Source organism: Marisediminicola sp. LYQ85 (assembly GCF_046600695.1).
Taxonomy (GTDB): domain Bacteria; phylum Actinomycetota; class Actinomycetes; order Actinomycetales; family Microbacteriaceae; genus Marisediminicola.
This window is the reverse complement of record NZ_JBKIWO010000001.1, coordinates 965,499-980,776: the sequence shown is the minus strand read 5'-3', so window position 1 is coordinate 980,776 and position 15,278 is coordinate 965,499. Positions and strand designations below refer to the sequence as shown.

Below are 15,278 nucleotides of genomic sequence, written 5' to 3'. Positions count from 1 at the left end.
CCCGACGCGATCGTGCGTCCGACGCCGGAGTCCGAAGCCGAACTCGCCTTCGAGGGCGCGTTGCGGCCGAAGACACTCTCCGAGTTCGTCGGGCAGACGAAGGTGCGCGCCCAGCTGCAGTTGCTGCTGCAGGCGGCGACGCTGCAGAACCGCACCCCCGACCACATCCTCCTCGCCGGCCCTCCCGGTCTCGGCAAGACGACCCTCGCGATGATCGTCGCGGAAGAGAGCGGTCGGCCGCTGCGCATGTCGAGCGGACCCGCCATCCAGCACGCGGGGGATCTCGCCGCGGTGCTCTCGTCGCTCGTGCCCGGCGAGATCCTCTTCATCGACGAGATCCATCGCATGGCGCGCGCTGCCGAAGAGATGCTCTACCTCGCGATGGAGGACTTCCGCATCGACATCATGGTCGGTAAGGGGGCGGGCGCGACATCCATTCCGCTCGATCTCGCGCCGTTCACGCTCGTGGGGGCGACGACCCGCTCAGGGTTGCTCCCGAACCCGCTGCGAGACCGGTTCGGGTTCACCGCCCACCTGGAGTTCTACTCCGACTCCGAGCTCGAGAGAGTGCTCGAACGTGCCGCAGCCCTTCTCGACCTGCCCGTCGATCGAGCCGCTCTCGCCGAGATCGCGGGTCGGTGCCGAGGCACCCCGAGGATCGCCAACCGCTTGCTCCGCCGCGTGCGCGACTACGCCCTCGTGCACGACACGGGGGCGGGGCTCGACGCCGTCCACGGCGCCCTCTCGCTCTACGACGTCGACGAACTGGGTCTCGACCGGCTCGACCGTGCCGTCATGCGCATCATCCTCGAGAGATTCGACGGGGGCCCCGTCGGCCTCAACACCCTCGCCGTCTCGGTCGGCGAAGAGTCGGAGACGATCGAGTCGGTCGTCGAACCGTTCCTCGTGCGCATCGGGCTGCTCACGCGCACCCCGCGCGGTCGCGTCGCAACGAGGCTCGCGTGGCGCCACTTCGGGCTCACGCCGACGGCCGACGTCCCCGCGTCGGACTGAACGGCCGGAGACGGACGCGCGGGAGCGCTGATCTATAATTCAACCTGACCGACCGCACAGATCACGCCGACGCGGTCGCCGTCCCCATCGCAACCCCGGAAAGGGTCGTTCTCTTCATGGAACTCATCTTCATCGCCATCCTGTTCGGAGCATTCATCGTGTTCCAGGTCTTCCAGGGGCGTAAGCGCCGCCGCGACACCGAAGAGCGCCAGACCCAGTTCGTTCCCGGGGTCGAGGTCATGACCAACTTCGGTCTCTACGGCACGATCGTGGAGATGGATGAGGAGCGCAACCTCGTGACGCTCGAGACTTCGCCGGGAAGCACCGTCAAGATCCACCGCCAGACCATCCTCAAGATCGCGGACTACGACACCGTTCCCGAGATCGACGAGTCGGAAGATGTCTCCGACGACGTCGTGCTCGACGAGAAGGGTGAGATCGTCGTCGACGACACTCGCTCGTCGCGAGCGATCGAGCCGGACTTCGGTGAGCGCGTCGACCCCGACAGCACGACCGACGGCCCGCGGACCAAGCGCGTCGACGAGTAGCACTACCCTGATGGAGGCCCTCGTCTGATCGAGGGCGGACTGCACGTGTTCCGTGCGCGGTGCGCACCGTGCAGAGAGAAAGCTGAGTAACAGTGGCAAGATCGACAACGGCCCGAAAGGCGTGGCGTTCTCTGACGTGGTTACTCGTCATCACCGCGCTTCTGACCGTCGCCAACGCCGGGGGAGCTCTGTTCTCCAACGGCAGCTGGTCTCCGAGACTCGCTCTCGACCTCCAGGGCGGAACGCAGATCATCCTCGAGCCGCAGCTCGGCGAAGGCCAGGAGGTCTCCTCCGAGCAACTGCAGCAGGCGGTCGGCATCATCCGCCAGCGCATCGACGCGAGCGGGGTGTCCGAAGCCGAAGTGAGCACGCAGGGCGCACAGAACGTCGTCGTCGCTATCCCCGGAGTGCCGGACCAGCAGACCCTCGACCGCATCGAGTCGTCGGCCAAACTCGAGTTCCGCCCCGTTCTCGTCACCGACGTGGCTCCCACGAGTTCGGTCGGAGAGGGCGACGACCCCGAGGCGTCGCCGTCACCGAGCGAGTCGGCACCGACCGACCTCGAGGCGACGCCGAGCGTGAGCCCGACGGATGCGAGCGACCTCAACTACGTCACACCCGCCCTGATCGACGAGTTCACGAACTTCGATTGCGCCGCCGTCGATCAGCTCGCGCTCAACGTCGCTCCCGTCGACGAACCCCTCGTGACGTGCGACGACACCGCGTCGTTCAAGTACATCCTCGGCCCCGCCGAAATCTCGGGCGAGAGCATCGCCGATGCGAGCAGCAGCCTCGTACCGAACAGCCAGGGGATCGCAACCAACGTGTGGGGCGTGAACATCGAGTTCGACTCCGAGGGTGCCGACCAGTTCGCCGCCGTCACGACACGACTCAACGCTCTCACGGGTGCTCAGAACCAGTTCGCCATCGTGCTCGACGGTCGCGTCATCACGGCGCCGTCGACCAACAACGTCATCACCGACGGGCGCGCGGTCATCAGCGGTTCGTTCACGCAGGACACGTCGGCGGCCCTCGCCGACCAGCTCAAGTTCGGAGCGCTTCCGATCGGCTTCGAGGTGCAGAGTCGCGACACGATCTCGGCGACGCTCGGAACGGACCAGCTCCGCAGCGGGATCATCGCGGGCATCATCGGGCTCATCCTCGTGGCGGCGTACTCGCTCTTCCAGTACCGCCTCCTCGGCACGGTCACGATCGCCTCGCTCATCGTCGCGGGTGTTCTCACCTACCTCGTGATCGCGGTGCTCTCGTGGAGGCAGGGATTCCGACTGTCCCTCGCGGGTGTCGCCGGGCTCATCGTCGCGATCGGGTTCACCGCCGACTCCTTCATCGTCTACTTCGAGAGGATCCGAGACGAGCTCCGCGACGGGCGCGGCCTCGAGTCCGCGGTCGAGGCGGGGTGGAAGCGCGCGTTGCGCACGATCCTCGCGGCCAAAGGCGTGACCCTCCTGTCGGCGATCGTTCTCTATGTGCTCGCGATCGGCAACGTGCGCGGCTTCGCCTTCACCCTCGGCATCACCGTCATCATCGACCTCATCATCGTCATCCTCTTCACGCATCCCCTCATGCAACTCCTCGCTCGCACGAGGTTCTTCTCGAGTGGCCATCGCTGGAGCGGTCTCGACCCGCACGCTCTCGGAGCGATCTACCGGGGGCGGGCGCAGTTCCGCACCCCGGTGGCCGCGACCACCAAGAAGCCCACGGGGAGCACGCGCGAGGCGGCACGTCGCCAGTCGATCGCCGAACGCAAAGCGGCGGAAGCCGCCGAGGCGAGCGCCTCCAACAAACCGGCACGCCCGACGACGGGGGAGAAGTCCTGATGGCGAACCTGACCGAGTTCGGAAACGATCTCTACACCGGCAAGCGATCGATCCCGTTCATCGCGAAACGCAAGCTCTGGTACACGATCGCCATTGCCGTCATGGCCATCTCGATCGCGATCCCCCTCATCGGTGGAGGCTTCAACCTCGGCATCGAGTTCCGCGGCGGGTCGCAATTCCAGGTGACGAACGTGAGCGACCCCGACACGGCTCCCGCGACCGAAGCGGTCGCCGAGGTCGTGCCCGAGCAGGTGCCGCGCGTGACGACGGTGGGCGACACGGGCATCCGCGTGCAGACCGAGCAATTGAGCGACGACGAGACTCGCGAGGTCGCCGCCGCTCTCGCCGAGTCCTACGGGCTGACAGCCGACGACGTCGCGTCGTCGTTCGTCGGCCCCAGTTGGGGTGCCGACATCACGGGCCAGGCCATCCGGGGTCTCCTCGTGTTCCTCGGGCTCGCCGCCGTAGCCATGGCGCTCTACTTCCGCACCTGGAAGATGTCGGTCGCGGCGATGGTCGCGCTCCTCCACGACCTCGTGTTCACCGCGGGCGTCTACGCCCTCGCGGGCTTCGAGGTCACCCCGGCCGCGGTCATCGGCTTCCTCACCATCCTGGGCTTCTCGCTCTACGACACGGTCGTGGTCTTCGACAAGATCCGAGAGAACACGGCGGAGCTCGCCGCGGACTCGCGCGCGACGTTCTCCGACACCGTGAACCTCGCGGTCAACCAGACGCTCGTCCGATCGATCAACACGGGTGTCGTCGCGGCGCTGCCTGTCGCAGCCATCCTCTTCATCGGATCGTTCGTTCTCGGCGCCGACACCCTCCGCGACATCTCGCTCGCACTGCTCGTCGGCATCATCGCGGGAACCTACTCGACGATCTTCGTCGCCGCTCCCCTTTACTCCGACATGCGGCGCAACGAGCTCGGCATCAAGACGCGAGACGAACGAGCACTCGCGGCGCGAGAGGTCGCAGCCGAATGAGCGACGCACCGGGGGCGATCCCCACCGTCACGGCCGCCGAGGCCCGCTCCGCGATCGTGGCGGGTGACGGCGTTCTCGTCGACGTGCGCGAACAGAACGAGTGGGACAAGGGGCACGCTCCCGAGGCGAGCCTGCTGCCGATGTCGCAGTTGAGCGAGCGTGTCACCGAGCTCTCGGCCGACACGCGACTCCTCGTCGTGTGCCACTCGGGGCAGCGCTCAGCCCGAGTGACGAGTGCTCTCGTCGGGGCCGGCTACGACGCCGTCTCCGTGGCGGGAGGGATGATCGCGTGGCACGCCGACGGCGGCGAGATCGTCTCGGAGAACGGCGAGACACCGACCGTCGACTGAGGGTGACCCGAGGTCGGTTGCGTCGCGTGCCGCCCACAGCGAACCCGCGATCGACGGCCTCGGAGCGGTGCTAACTTTGGCTCGGGAGGAGCGTTTCGCATGACAGAGACCACGGCACCGCAAAGCGCGCCACTGCGCACCCTCCTGCCGAGGCTCTTCTCCCGGGCGCAACCCGCGGGGGCCGTCGACCAGCTCATCCGCACCGTGCGCGTGCATCACCCCAAGGCCGACATCGCGATCATCGAGCGGGCGTACACGACCGCCGAGAAAGCCCACAAGGGCCAGAAGCGCAAGAGCGGTGAGCCCTACATCACCCACCCCGTCGCGGTCGCGCAGATTCTCGCCGACCTCGGCATCGGCCCCAAGACCCTCGCCGCAGCACTCCTCCACGACACCGTCGAAGACACCGCGTACAGCCTCGACGTGCTGCGCGCCGACTTCGGTGACGAGGTCGCGATGCTCGTCGACGGTGTGACGAAGCTCGACAAGCTCAAGTACGGCGACAGCGCGCAGGCCGAGACGGTGCGCAAGATGGTCGTCGCGATGTCGAAAGACATCCGCGTGCTCGTCATCAAGCTCGCCGACCGCTTGCACAACGCGCGCACGTGGGGGTTCGTCGAATCCGCCTCGGCCAAGCGCAAGGCACAGGAGACCCTCGAGATCTACGCGCCTCTCGCCCACAGGCTCGGTATCCAGGCCATCAAGTGGGAGCTCGAAGATCTCTCGTTCGCGGTGCTCTATCCGAAGCTCTACGTCGAGATCGAGAGTCTCGTGAAACAGCGCACGCCGCAGCGCGAAGAGTTCGTGCAGAACGTGATCGACTCCGTCACCGACGACCTCAAGGTCAACAGGATCAAGGGCAAGGTCGCGGGTCGCCCCAAGCAGTACTACTCGATCTACCAGAAGATGGTCGTGCGCGGCCGCGAGTTCGACGAGATCTACGACCTCGTCGGCATCCGCGTTCTCGTCTCCTCGTTGCGAGACTGCTACGCGGTGCTCGGCGCGATCCACGCCCGCTGGACACCGATCCCCGGTCGGTTCAAGGACTACATCGCGACGCCCAAGTTCAACCTCTATCAGTCGCTCCACACGACGGTCATCGGTCCGAACGGTCGTGCCGTCGAGATCCAGATCCGCACGGAGGAGATGCACCGCCGCGCCGAATACGGTGTCGCGGCGCACTGGAAGTACAAGGAGCGGGTCAACGGAGGCAAAGTCGTCGCCGCCGAGGGCTCCGCCGATGGCGACATGGCGTGGCTCGCCCACATCAGCGACTGGCAAGCGGAGACGGTCGACCCGAGCGAGTTCCTCGACTCGCTGCGCTTCGAGATCGGTGCGAAAGAGGTCTACGTCTTCACCCCGCAGGGGAAGGTCATCGGGTTGCCCGCGGGAGCGACGCCGGTCGACTTCGCCTACGCCGTCCACACCGAGGTGGGGCACCGCACGATGGGCTCGAAGGTCAACGGGCGCCTCGTCCCCCTCGAGACCTCGCTCAACAGTGGCGACGTCGTCGAGGTGTTCACCTCGAAGAACCCCGACTCGGGCCCGAGCCAGGACTGGCTCAATTTCGTGCGCAGCCCTCGGGCGCGCAACAAGATCAAGCAGTGGTTCACGAAGGAGCGTCGCGACGAGGCCATCGAGCAGGGCCGGGATGCCATCGCCCGCGCCATGCGCAAGCAGAACCTGCCCCTGCAGAAGCTCATGAGCCAGAGTTCACTCAGCGAGGTCGCCTCGCACCTGCGCTACGACGACGTCTCGTCGCTCTACGCCGCCGTCGGCGAAGGTCACGTGTCGACCCAGTCGGTGCTCGAGAAACTGCTCGCGTCGATCAACACCGAGGCGGAGACCGAAGACGCCGAGCTCACGATTCCGACGAGCGGAAAATCGAAGCAGCTCCGCAACAGCGATTCCGGCGTGCTCGTGCGCGGTGCCCCCGACATCCTCGTGAAACTCGCGAAGTGCTGCACCCCCGTGCCGGGTGACCCGATCGTCGGATTCGTGACGCGCGGTGCCGGTGTCTCGGTTCACCAGGCGGACTGCCACAACGTCGCGTCGCTCGAGCACGAACCGGAGCGCATGATCGACGTCGAGTGGGCGCCCTCGTCGAAGAGCATCTTCCTCGTGCAGATCCAGGTCGAAGCACTCGATCGCTCGGGACTGCTCTCCGACGTCACCCGGGTGCTCTCCGAGTACCACGTCAACATCCTGTCGGCGACCGTGTCGACCTCGAGCGACCGCCTCGCCATCAGTCGCTTCGTCTTCGAGATGGGTGACACGACCCACCTCGATCGGGTGCTCAACGCCGTGCGACGCATCGACGCCGTCTACGACGTCTATCGGGTGTCGGCGGGCTAGACCTCGCGCCGCGCCGATGCGAGCGGCGGCGTGAGGCTCTCATCGAATACCGATCGCATCCGCTCGCGAGCGAGGAGTTTGCCCGGGAGGTTGCGGCGCGCATCGAGGTTCGCCTCGACGTCACCCAGGCTGAAGCCCCCGATCTCCACGAGTCGTGCGACGATCGACCGCTCGGTCTCGCCGAATCTCGGGGAGAATCGCACGAGGTCGACCGCGGTGCGCAGCGGACTCGTGACACGCACGGGCCCGACAGAGCTCATCTCGGTCGACGTGATGACGACCTCGCGGATGCGCAGCCGCGGCAAGCCGAGTCTGCTGTAGCGCGCGGCACTGTCGACGCACACCTCGTGGACCGCGGGCGGGTCGTCGATCGCGCCGAGCACCCACGCTGCGGAGAGGCGCTCGACGATGACACGCGGCGGAAGCACGCGGGCGAGAGAGCGGGCACGGGCAAGCGGGTCACCGTGCTCGTCGATGACCTGCCAGCACTCGTCGACAGCGACGATCTCGCCGTCGAGCCTCGCGGCGCTCAGCTCGGCGTGCGAGAAGTCGGACGTGTCGAAGACGGAGGGGATGATTCGGGCCATGCGGTCGAGCATGAGCGCTCGTCAGCCGCCCGAACGACACCGTCGCGCAACTGTGGACGCGCCCGATGGCTGTGGAGAACGGCCCGGCCGGGGTCAGCCGATCGCGTCGAGCCACACCTTGCGAGCGTCGAGAGCCTCTTGAGCACGGGCGATCGCCGCCTTATCACCCGTCGACTTCGCCTCGTCGAGCTCACGCTCGAGTTTTGCGATGGCGTCGTGGAGCTGGCTCGCGAGCCCCTCCGAGCGCGCTTTGCGCTCGGGGTTGTTGCGCTCCCAGTGCTCCTCGTCGAGTTTGCGCACCGCAGCCTCGACCTTGCGCAAGCGCTCTTCGACCGTCTTGACCTTGTCGCGAGGCACCTTGCCGATCGTGTCCCAGCGGCGCTGGATCGAGAGCAGGGCCTCTTTCGCCTTCGTGCGGTCCTTCTCGGCGAGGAGAGGCTCCGCCTCGGTCAGCAACGCGAGCTTCTGCTCGTAGTTGCCGGCGAACTCTTCGTCGTCTTTCGCGTCGACCTCGGCCTTGGCTGCGTAGAGCACGTCTCCCGCAGCCTTGAACTTGGCCCACAGTGCGTCGTCGAACTTCTTGCCCGCGCGACCGGCGAGTTTCCACTCGTCGAGCAGCTGGCGGTAGGTCGGGATGCCGCTCGTTCCGCTCGAGACAAGCGCCTCGGCGCGCTCGACGAGAGCCTGCTTCTTGCCGCGCGCATCCTTGTGCACCGAGTCGAGCTCGGAGAAGAACGCCTTGCGGTTGGTCTCGATCGTCGTGCGGGCCGCGCGGAATCGCTTCCACAGCTCGTTCGACTCGTTCTTCGGAAGTCGGGGACCCTCTTGCTGGTGCTTCTGCCAGCGCGCGAAGACGTCGTCGAGAGCCGCGCCGGTCTGCTTCCACTGCACTTTCGCGGGGTCTTGCGCCGCGAGGGCCTCCGCCTCGGCCACGAGTGCGGCACGCTCGACGATTGCGGCGTCGACCGCGGCCTTCTGTTCGGCCGACTGCTTCTCCACCATCTCGCCGACGGCTCCGCCGAGAGCGTCGATGCGGCGCTGGAGCGACGCGAGGTCACCGACGGCGTTCGCCGAGGCGATCGACGCGCTGAGCGCCGAGATCGTCTTCGCGACATCCGCGACGGCCGTGCCTCGCTTGAGTCGCTGCTCGAGCAGGGTCACCTGACCGGCGAGCTCAGAGAATTTGCGCTCGAAGTAGGCGAGCGCCTCTTCCGGGGTGCCGTCGGGGTACTGCCCGACAGCTCGCTCGCCCTCGGCCTCGCGGACGTAGACGGTGCCCGTCTCGTCGACGCGGCCCCATGGTGCCTGATCGTTACTCGCCAAAAGACTCACCTTGCTGCTCGGGCCGTCCGGGGTCAGCGGCCGACTCCAAGACTAATGGCATGGCGCGCTCGACCTCGGCGTCGTCACTCGACAGTTATCGAGCCGATCGTCGCGGGCACGACGGGTGGTCCGTCGGATCGGGCCGATCCGTCGTCGGCGGGCTCGACGCCCGCGCTCGCGACAGCCGCGACGAACTCGTCGAGTCCGCTCGTGACCTGACCGAAGACCGTGTATCCCCCGGCGCTCGGGTCGATGACCGAATCCTCGTAGGTCACGAAGAACTGGGTCGTCTGGCTCGTGAGCGATTCGGCTCGAGCCATCGCGAGGGTTCCCGCGGGATAGACCCCGTCATCCGGTGCATTCTCGGGCGGGCCGTAGGAGAAGTCGGGAGCCGCGGGACCGTCGAGCGACGGTTGCCCGCACTGCAGGACCTTGAGCGACTCGCTCGACGTGAGTCTGTGGCACTCGTTGCCGTCGTAGTAGCCCTCCCGAGCGAGGGAGATGAAGACCGAGGTCGCTTGCGGGGCGAGTTCGCCGTCGAGACGGATGCCGAGGTCGACGTCGTTGATCTCGAGAGTTCCCGTCCACTCGCGACCCTCGGCGATCTCGATCGAGGGCACGTCGCCCGTCGTCTCGATCCCGCTCGCGTCGGGCGCGGCATCCTCCGACGCACTCTCGCTCGCCTCCGCATCCGGCGCCCCCGGTCCGGACGTGAAGTAGGTGACCTGACCGATCGTGGCGAGGGTCACGACCACGACGACCGCGGCGATGGCGAGGAGGTTGTCGCGTCTGCGCCGCTCGACCTGGTGCACGTGCACCGTCTGCCGCGCCCGGTAGAGCCTCAGCCGCTCTCGCGCCGCTCGGTCGGTGCTCTTGCCCTGTGCCACTGTCTACCTCCGTCGCCTGGCCGATGTCGCCCTCAGAACAGTAGCGCCCGCGATGCGCGGTGCTCTCGGAACGAGGCGCCCGCACGACGACGTCGGTGCATCGAACTACCATGGCCCCATGGTCGACGCCCAGCTCGGATTGCGTGGCGGTGCGACACCGCTCGCCGTGCGCATGCGGCCGCGCAGCCTCGACGAGGTCGCCGGTCAGCGGCACCTCCTGACGCCCGGATCGCCGCTCGTGAGCCTCGCGAGCGACACGACGGGGGAGCGCGGTTCGGTGTCGGTCATCCTCTGGGGTCCTCCCGGCACGGGCAAGACGACTCTCGCGGGGGCCATCGCCCACAGTTCGGGCCGCAAGTTCGTCGAACTGTCTGCGGTCAACGCCGGCGTGCGCGACGTGCGTCAGGTGATGGACGAGGCGATGTCGTCGCGCGATCTCTTCGGCGTCTCGACCGTGCTCTTCCTCGACGAGATCCACCGGTTCACGAAAGCGCAGCAAGACGCGCTCTTACCCGGGGTCGAGAACGGCTGGGTCATCCTCGTGGCCGCGACGACGGAGAACCCCTCGTTCTCGGTCATCTCCCCTCTGCTCTCCCGCTCGCTGCTCCTCACCCTCGAGCCGCTCTCCGACGACGACCTCGGTACTCTCGTCGACCGCGCTGTGAGCGACGACCGCGGGCTCGCGGGCAAGGTCGCGCTCGACGACGAGGCGCGGGCGACCATCATCCGTCTCGCCTCGGGTGATGCGCGACGCGCCCTCACCGCCCTCGAGGCCGCAGCGCAATCGGCGTCGTCGACGGGAGACGGCGAGAGTGCTCCCGTGATCACCGCCGAGATCGTCGCGACCGCCGTCGACCGTGCCCTCTTGCGCTACGACCGCAACGGAGACGAGCACTACGACGTCATCAGCGCCTTCATCAAGTCGGTGCGGGGGTCGGACGTCGACGCGGCCATCCACTACCTCGCGCGCATGATCGAGGCGGGGGAGGACCCGCGCTTCATTGCGCGGCGCATCATCGTGAGCGCCGCCGAAGACATCGGCATGGCCGACCCCAACGCGCTCGTCATCGCCGTCGCGGCGGCCGACGCCGTGCAGCTCATCGGCATGCCCGAGGGGCGCATCCCGCTCGCCGAGGCCGTGACCTACCTCGCGACGGCTCCGAAGTCGAACCGCTCCTACCTCGCCATCGACAGGGCCATCGCGGATGTGCGCGCCGGAGACTTCGGGCGAGTGCCCAAGCACCTCCGCGACGCGCACTATCCCGGCGCCAAGCGACTCGGACACGGCAAGGGTTATCGCTACGCCCACGACTCCGATGTCGGGGTCGTGGAGCAACAGTATCTGCCCGATCCTCTCGTCGGAACCGAGTACTACTCGCCGACCGACCACGGCAACGAGCGGGACGTGTCGGCGCGGCTCGAGAAGCTCCGCAGGATCACCCGGGGACGCTGACCGCGCGTGCTAGTATTTACTCCGCCTACAGGGGACTTTCGCGCACGGCTGCTGCTTCGGTCCTTCTGAATGGGAAGCGTTCTTTAGCCGGACGGTACCCGCGGCACATCCCTCTTCTATTTTCCCGAGACGCACTCGCGTGCCCGGGAGCCTGCTGAAGACCGATGATCTCTGTACCGAAAGGAAACCGTGTCTACTAAGTCACGTACTCGTAGCAAGACCCGTCTCTCGCGCGCGCTGGGCATCGCCCTCACGCCGAAGGCAGCCAAGTACCTCGAGAAGCGTCCGTACGCTCCGGGTGAGCACGGCCGCACCAAGCGCAAGACCGACTCCGACTACGCCGTGCGTCTTCGCGAGAAGCAGCGTCTGCGTGCCCAGTACGGCATCCGCGAAGCGCAGCTCAAGATCGCGTTCGAGGAAGCTCGCCGCGCCAAGGGCCTGACGGGTGAGAACCTCGTCGAGCTCCTCGAGATGCGCCTCGACGCTCTCGTCGTTCGCGCGGGAATCGCTCGCACGACCGCGCAGGCTCGCCAGCTCATCGTGCACCGCCACATCCTCGTCGACGGACAGCGCGTCGACCGCCCGTCGTTCCGCGTCAAGGAGGGCCAGCTCATCCACGTGCACGCCCGCAGCGAGGGCATGGAGCCTTTCCAGGTCGCCGCCGCCGGCGCGCACCAGGACGTGCTCCCCAAGGTGCCCGCGTACCTCGAGGTGGAGATCGACAAGCTCCAGGCGCGCCTCGTGCGTCGCCCGAAGCGTGCCGAAGTGCCCGTGACGTGTGAAGTCCAGCTCGTCGTCGAGTACTACGCGGCTCGCTGATCCGACCACCGTGCGAGAGCGGGTTGCCTTCGGGCAGCCCGCTCTCGCTGTCGTTAAGGGGCTCGAGCGACGCTCAAGAGTCGGCCAGTAAGCTGGTCGGCGCACCGTTAGCCACGATTGAAGGACACACCTCATGAAGAGCGCACTCTTGGTCTTGATCGGGGTCGTGCTCGGCTTCGCCGCCGCGCATCGGATCAACAAGACGCCGGCGGGTCGGGCGTTCTTCGCCGACGTCGATGCCACGACGACAGCCTTCCGTGATGCCGTCGTCGACGGCTACCGCTCGCGCGAAGCCGAACTCCGTGACGCCGTCGATGACATCGCCGACGCTGCCGCCGACGCCGCCGACGCCTCTGCGCCGCGCCGCTGACCTCCCTCTCACCCACCCCACCCACCCCACTCATCCGATCCTCCGGCGTGTTCGCGCCGTCGCGATCCCCTTTCACTCCGGGACACCATGCAGACCGCTGACATCCGCCGCCGCTGGCTCGACTACTTCGCCGATCGCGAGCACACGGTCGTGCCGTCGGCGTCGCTCGTGAGCGACGATCCGACCCTCCTCTTCACCGTCGCCGGCATGGTGCCCTTCGTGCCGTACCTCACGGGGCTCGTCCCCGCGCCGTACACACGCGCGACGAGTGTGCAGAAGTGCATCCGCACCCTCGACATCGAGGAGGTCGGCAAGACGACGAGGCACGGCACGTTCTTCCAGATGAACGGCAACTTCTCGTTCGGCGACTACTTCAAAGAGCAGGCCATCTCCTACGCGTGGGAGCTCCTGACGACGTCCGAGGCCGACGGCGGCTTCGGCTTCGCCGAGAAGGACCTCTGGGTCACCGTGCACGAGGACGACGACGATGCGGCTCGCCACTGGCGGGAGATCGCGGGTCTTCCGGAGCACCGCATCCAGCGGATGGGCAAGGCCGACAACTACTGGTCGATGGGGACACCCGGGGGGCCGGCCGGTCCCGACTCCGAGGTGTTCTTCGACCGCGGGCCCGCGTACGGCCGCGAGGGCGGTCCCGCCGCCGACGACAACCGCTACATCGAGATCTGGAACCTCGTGTTCATGCAGTGGTTGCGCGGCGCCTCGATCGGCGCGCACGACTTCGAGATCCTCGGCGAACTCCCGAGCAAGAACATCGACACGGGGATGGGCCTCGAGCGCGTCGCCTTTCTCAAGCAGGGTGTCGAGAACATCTACGAGATCGACCAGGTGCGCCCCGTGCTCGACCGCGCTGCCGCCCTCTCGGGGCGACGCTACGGCGCCGACCACGACGACGACGTGCGCATGCGCGTGGTCGCCGACCACGTGCGCTCCGCCCTCATGCTCATGAGCGACGGCGTGACGCCGTCGAACGAGGGCCGGGGTTACATCCTCCGTCGGCTCTTGCGACGCAGCGTGCGCGCGATGCGCTTGCTCGGGGTCGACACCGCGACCTTCACCGAGCTCTTCCCCGCGTCTCGCGACGCCATGAAGGCGGCGTACCCCGAGGTCGAGACCGACTACGACCGCATCTCCCGCCTCGCCTACGCCGAGGAAGAGACCTTCCTGCGCACCCTCGCGAGCGGAACGACGATCCTCGACCTCGCGGTCGCGAAGACCGCGGATGCCGGCGCGACGACGCTCGCGGGAGACACCGCGTTCCTCCTCCATGACACCTTCGGCTTCCCGATCGACCTGACGCTCGAGATGGCCGAGGAAGCGGGCCTCACGGTCGACAGGTCGGCGTTCGACGCGCTCATGCTCGAGCAGCGCACGAAGGCCAAGGCCGACGCCAAGGCCAAGAAGACGCTCCTCGCCGACCTCTCGGTCTACAGCGCCTTCCGCGCCGGCGGCGAGACCGTGTTCCGCGGCTACGACGACCTCGCCGCCGAGTCGACCGTGCTCGGCATCATCGTCGACGGCACCTCGGTCGACTCCGCCGTCGCCGGCGACATCGCCGAGGTCATCCTCACCGAGACGGCCCTGTACCCCGAGTCCGGTGGACAGGAGGCCGACGCGGGGTCGATCGTCGGAACGGGCTTCGACCTCGAGGTGCTCGACGTGCAGCGACCCGTCGCGGGCCTCATCAGTCACAAGGTGCAGGTGCGCTCGGGGGAGGTCGCCGTCGGTGCGGCCGCGACATCCGTCGTCGACCAGGAGTGGGGCCGCGGCGCCACGGGGGCGCATACCGCGACCCACCTCGTTCACGCGGCGCTGCGCGACACCCTCGGATCCCAGGCCCACCAGTCGGGGTCGTACAACCGCGCGGGCTACCTGCGCCTCGACTTCAACTGGACCGGCGCGCTCTCCCCCGAGACGAAGAGCGAGATCGAGGAGATCTCGAACAACGCCGTGCGGCAGAACTACGAGGTCACGACCCGCGTCATGTCGCTCGACGAGGCGAAAGCGCTCGGCGCGATGGCGCTCTTCGGTGAGAAGTACGGTGAACGCGTGCGGGTCGTCGAGATCGGCGGCGCGTGGTCACGCGAACTGTGCGGAGGAACCCATGTCGGTCGCAGCGCCGAGGTCGGACTCGTCAACCTCGTCTCCGAGTCGTCGGTCGGATCGTCCAATCGTCGCATCGAGTCTCTCGTCGGGGTCGACGCCTTCCGCGACCTCGCCGCCGAGCGCGCGATCGTCTCCGAGCTGACGTCGAGCCTCAAGACGCCGCGCGAGATGCTCCCCGACCGCATCGCCGAACTCATCGCGAGCCTCAAGTCGGCCGAGAAGAAGATCGCCGAGTTCGAGTCCGCCGCCCTCGTGCAACGGGTGCCGTCGATCGTCGAATCGGCGACCCGGGCGGGCGAGCTGACCGTCGTCGCCCTCGACGTCGGGGAGCTCGCGTCGACAGACGACCTCCGCAGTCTCGTGCAATCGGTGCGCTCACGGCTCGGAACCGACCCGGCCGTCGTCGCTCTCGCGAGCGTCGTCGCAGGGAAGCCCGCCGTCATCGTCGCGACCAACGACGCCTCGCGCGCTCGGGGAGTGCGAGCCGGTGTGCTTGCGAAGGACGCCGCCAAGGTGCTCGGCGGCGGGGGAGGCGGCAAAGACGATCTCGCCCAGGGCGGAGGGTCGGATGCATCCGCCATCCCCCAGGCCCTCACCGCCATCACGCGGGGACTCGAGAACTAG

At 67.5% G+C, this 15,278-nt stretch carries 13 protein-coding genes; 10 read left to right on the top strand and 3 right to left on the bottom strand.

The window, feature by feature from the left end; translation table 11 throughout:
* Positions 1 to 9: 9 nt before the first annotated feature.
* The 6 genes from ruvB (at position 10) to ACLHG5_RS04545 (ending at position 7,091) form a co-directional block, all read left to right on the top strand.
* Complete coding sequence (gene ruvB, locus ACLHG5_RS04570) at positions 10 to 1,014, top strand: Holliday junction branch migration DNA helicase RuvB (protein WP_411318413.1); 1,005 nt, start codon at positions 10 to 12, stop codon at positions 1,012 to 1,014.
* A 116-nt stretch (positions 1,015 to 1,130) separates the two neighbouring features.
* The gene (locus ACLHG5_RS04565) at positions 1,131 to 1,562 is read left to right on the top strand and encodes a preprotein translocase subunit YajC (protein ID WP_411315381.1); all 432 of its coding nucleotides are present in this window, start codon (positions 1,131 to 1,133) and stop codon (positions 1,560 to 1,562) included.
* A gap of 92 nt (positions 1,563 to 1,654) precedes the next feature.
* Entirely contained in the window at positions 1,655 to 3,400 is a 1,746-nt protein-coding gene (gene secD / locus ACLHG5_RS04560; protein WP_411315382.1) for a protein translocase subunit SecD, read from the top strand.
* Positions 3,400 to 4,386, top strand: coding sequence for a protein translocase subunit SecF (gene secF, locus ACLHG5_RS04555; RefSeq protein WP_411317977.1), 987 nt, complete (start codon positions 3,400 to 3,402; stop codon positions 4,384 to 4,386). The genes secD and secF overlap by 1 nt, the downstream gene beginning before the upstream one ends.
* On the top strand, positions 4,383 to 4,736 hold the full coding sequence (locus ACLHG5_RS04550; RefSeq protein ID WP_411317976.1) for a rhodanese-like domain-containing protein: 354 nt from the start codon (positions 4,383 to 4,385) through the stop codon (positions 4,734 to 4,736). The genes secF and ACLHG5_RS04550 overlap by 4 nt, the downstream gene beginning before the upstream one ends.
* Positions 4,737 to 4,835: 99 nt before the next feature.
* On the top strand, positions 4,836 to 7,091 hold the full coding sequence (locus ACLHG5_RS04545; RefSeq protein WP_411315385.1) for a RelA/SpoT family protein: 2,256 nt from the start codon (positions 4,836 to 4,838) through the stop codon (positions 7,089 to 7,091).
* Here the strand turns inward: ACLHG5_RS04545 and ACLHG5_RS04540 are convergent.
* The 3 genes from ACLHG5_RS04540 to ACLHG5_RS04530 all read right to left on the bottom strand — a co-directional run bounded on the left by ACLHG5_RS04540 (position 7,088) and on the right by ACLHG5_RS04530 (position 9,888).
* Entirely contained in the window at positions 7,088 to 7,678 is a 591-nt protein-coding gene (locus ACLHG5_RS04540; protein ID WP_411315386.1) for a type IV toxin-antitoxin system AbiEi family antitoxin, read from the bottom strand. The two genes, ACLHG5_RS04545 and ACLHG5_RS04540, sit on opposite strands and share 4 nt — an antisense overlap.
* Before the next feature lie 93 nt (positions 7,679 to 7,771).
* Positions 7,772 to 9,001, bottom strand: coding sequence for a DUF349 domain-containing protein (locus tag ACLHG5_RS04535; protein ID WP_411317975.1), 1,230 nt, complete (start codon positions 8,999 to 9,001; stop codon positions 7,772 to 7,774).
* Positions 9,002 to 9,084: 83 nt separating this feature from the next.
* Positions 9,085 to 9,888: a peptidylprolyl isomerase gene (locus ACLHG5_RS04530; protein ID WP_411317974.1), complete on the bottom strand. Its 804-nt coding sequence runs from the start codon at positions 9,886 to 9,888 to the stop codon at positions 9,085 to 9,087.
* A gap of 118 nt (positions 9,889 to 10,006) precedes the next feature.
* Here ACLHG5_RS04530 and ACLHG5_RS04525 point away from each other — a divergent pair, with 118 nt between their 5' ends.
* The 4 genes from ACLHG5_RS04525 to alaS all read left to right on the top strand — a co-directional run bounded on the left by ACLHG5_RS04525 (position 10,007) and on the right by alaS (position 15,278).
* Complete coding sequence (locus ACLHG5_RS04525) at positions 10,007 to 11,341, top strand: replication-associated recombination protein A (RefSeq protein ID WP_411315389.1); 1,335 nt, start codon at positions 10,007 to 10,009, stop codon at positions 11,339 to 11,341.
* Between the two features lie 189 nt (positions 11,342 to 11,530).
* Positions 11,531 to 12,160: a 30S ribosomal protein S4 gene (rpsD, locus tag ACLHG5_RS04520; protein WP_411315390.1), complete on the top strand. Its 630-nt coding sequence runs from the start codon at positions 11,531 to 11,533 to the stop codon at positions 12,158 to 12,160.
* A gap of 133 nt (positions 12,161 to 12,293) precedes the next feature.
* On the top strand, positions 12,294 to 12,530 hold the full coding sequence (locus ACLHG5_RS04515) for a hypothetical protein (protein WP_411315391.1): 237 nt from the start codon (positions 12,294 to 12,296) through the stop codon (positions 12,528 to 12,530).
* Between the two features lie 87 nt (positions 12,531 to 12,617).
* The gene (alaS, locus tag ACLHG5_RS04510) at positions 12,618 to 15,278 is read left to right on the top strand and encodes an alanine--tRNA ligase (RefSeq protein ID WP_411317973.1); all 2,661 of its coding nucleotides are present in this window, start codon (positions 12,618 to 12,620) and stop codon (positions 15,276 to 15,278) included.

Excerpts from the sequence above, each read along its gene's own strand:
- ACLHG5_RS04550 (WP_411317976.1), top strand. The coding sequence starts at position 4,383 with ATGAGCGACGCACCGGGGGCGATCCCCACCGTCACGGCCGCCGAGGCC.
- ACLHG5_RS04565 (WP_411315381.1), top strand. The coding sequence starts at position 1,131 with ATGGAACTCATCTTCATCGCCATCCTGTTCGGAGCATTCATCGTGTTC.
- ACLHG5_RS04545 (WP_411315385.1), top strand. The coding sequence starts at position 4,836 with ATGACAGAGACCACGGCACCGCAAAGCGCGCCACTGCGCACCCTCCTG.
- ACLHG5_RS04515 (WP_411315391.1), top strand. The coding sequence starts at position 12,294 with ATGAAGAGCGCACTCTTGGTCTTGATCGGGGTCGTGCTCGGCTTCGCC.
- ACLHG5_RS04525 (WP_411315389.1), top strand. The coding sequence starts at position 10,007 with ATGGTCGACGCCCAGCTCGGATTGCGTGGCGGTGCGACACCGCTCGCC.
- ACLHG5_RS04540 (WP_411315386.1), bottom strand. The coding sequence starts at position 7,678 with ATGGCCCGAATCATCCCCTCCGTCTTCGACACGTCCGACTTCTCGCAC.
- secF (WP_411317977.1), top strand. The coding sequence starts at position 3,400 with ATGGCGAACCTGACCGAGTTCGGAAACGATCTCTACACCGGCAAGCGA.
- alaS (WP_411317973.1), top strand. The coding sequence starts at position 12,618 with ATGCAGACCGCTGACATCCGCCGCCGCTGGCTCGACTACTTCGCCGAT.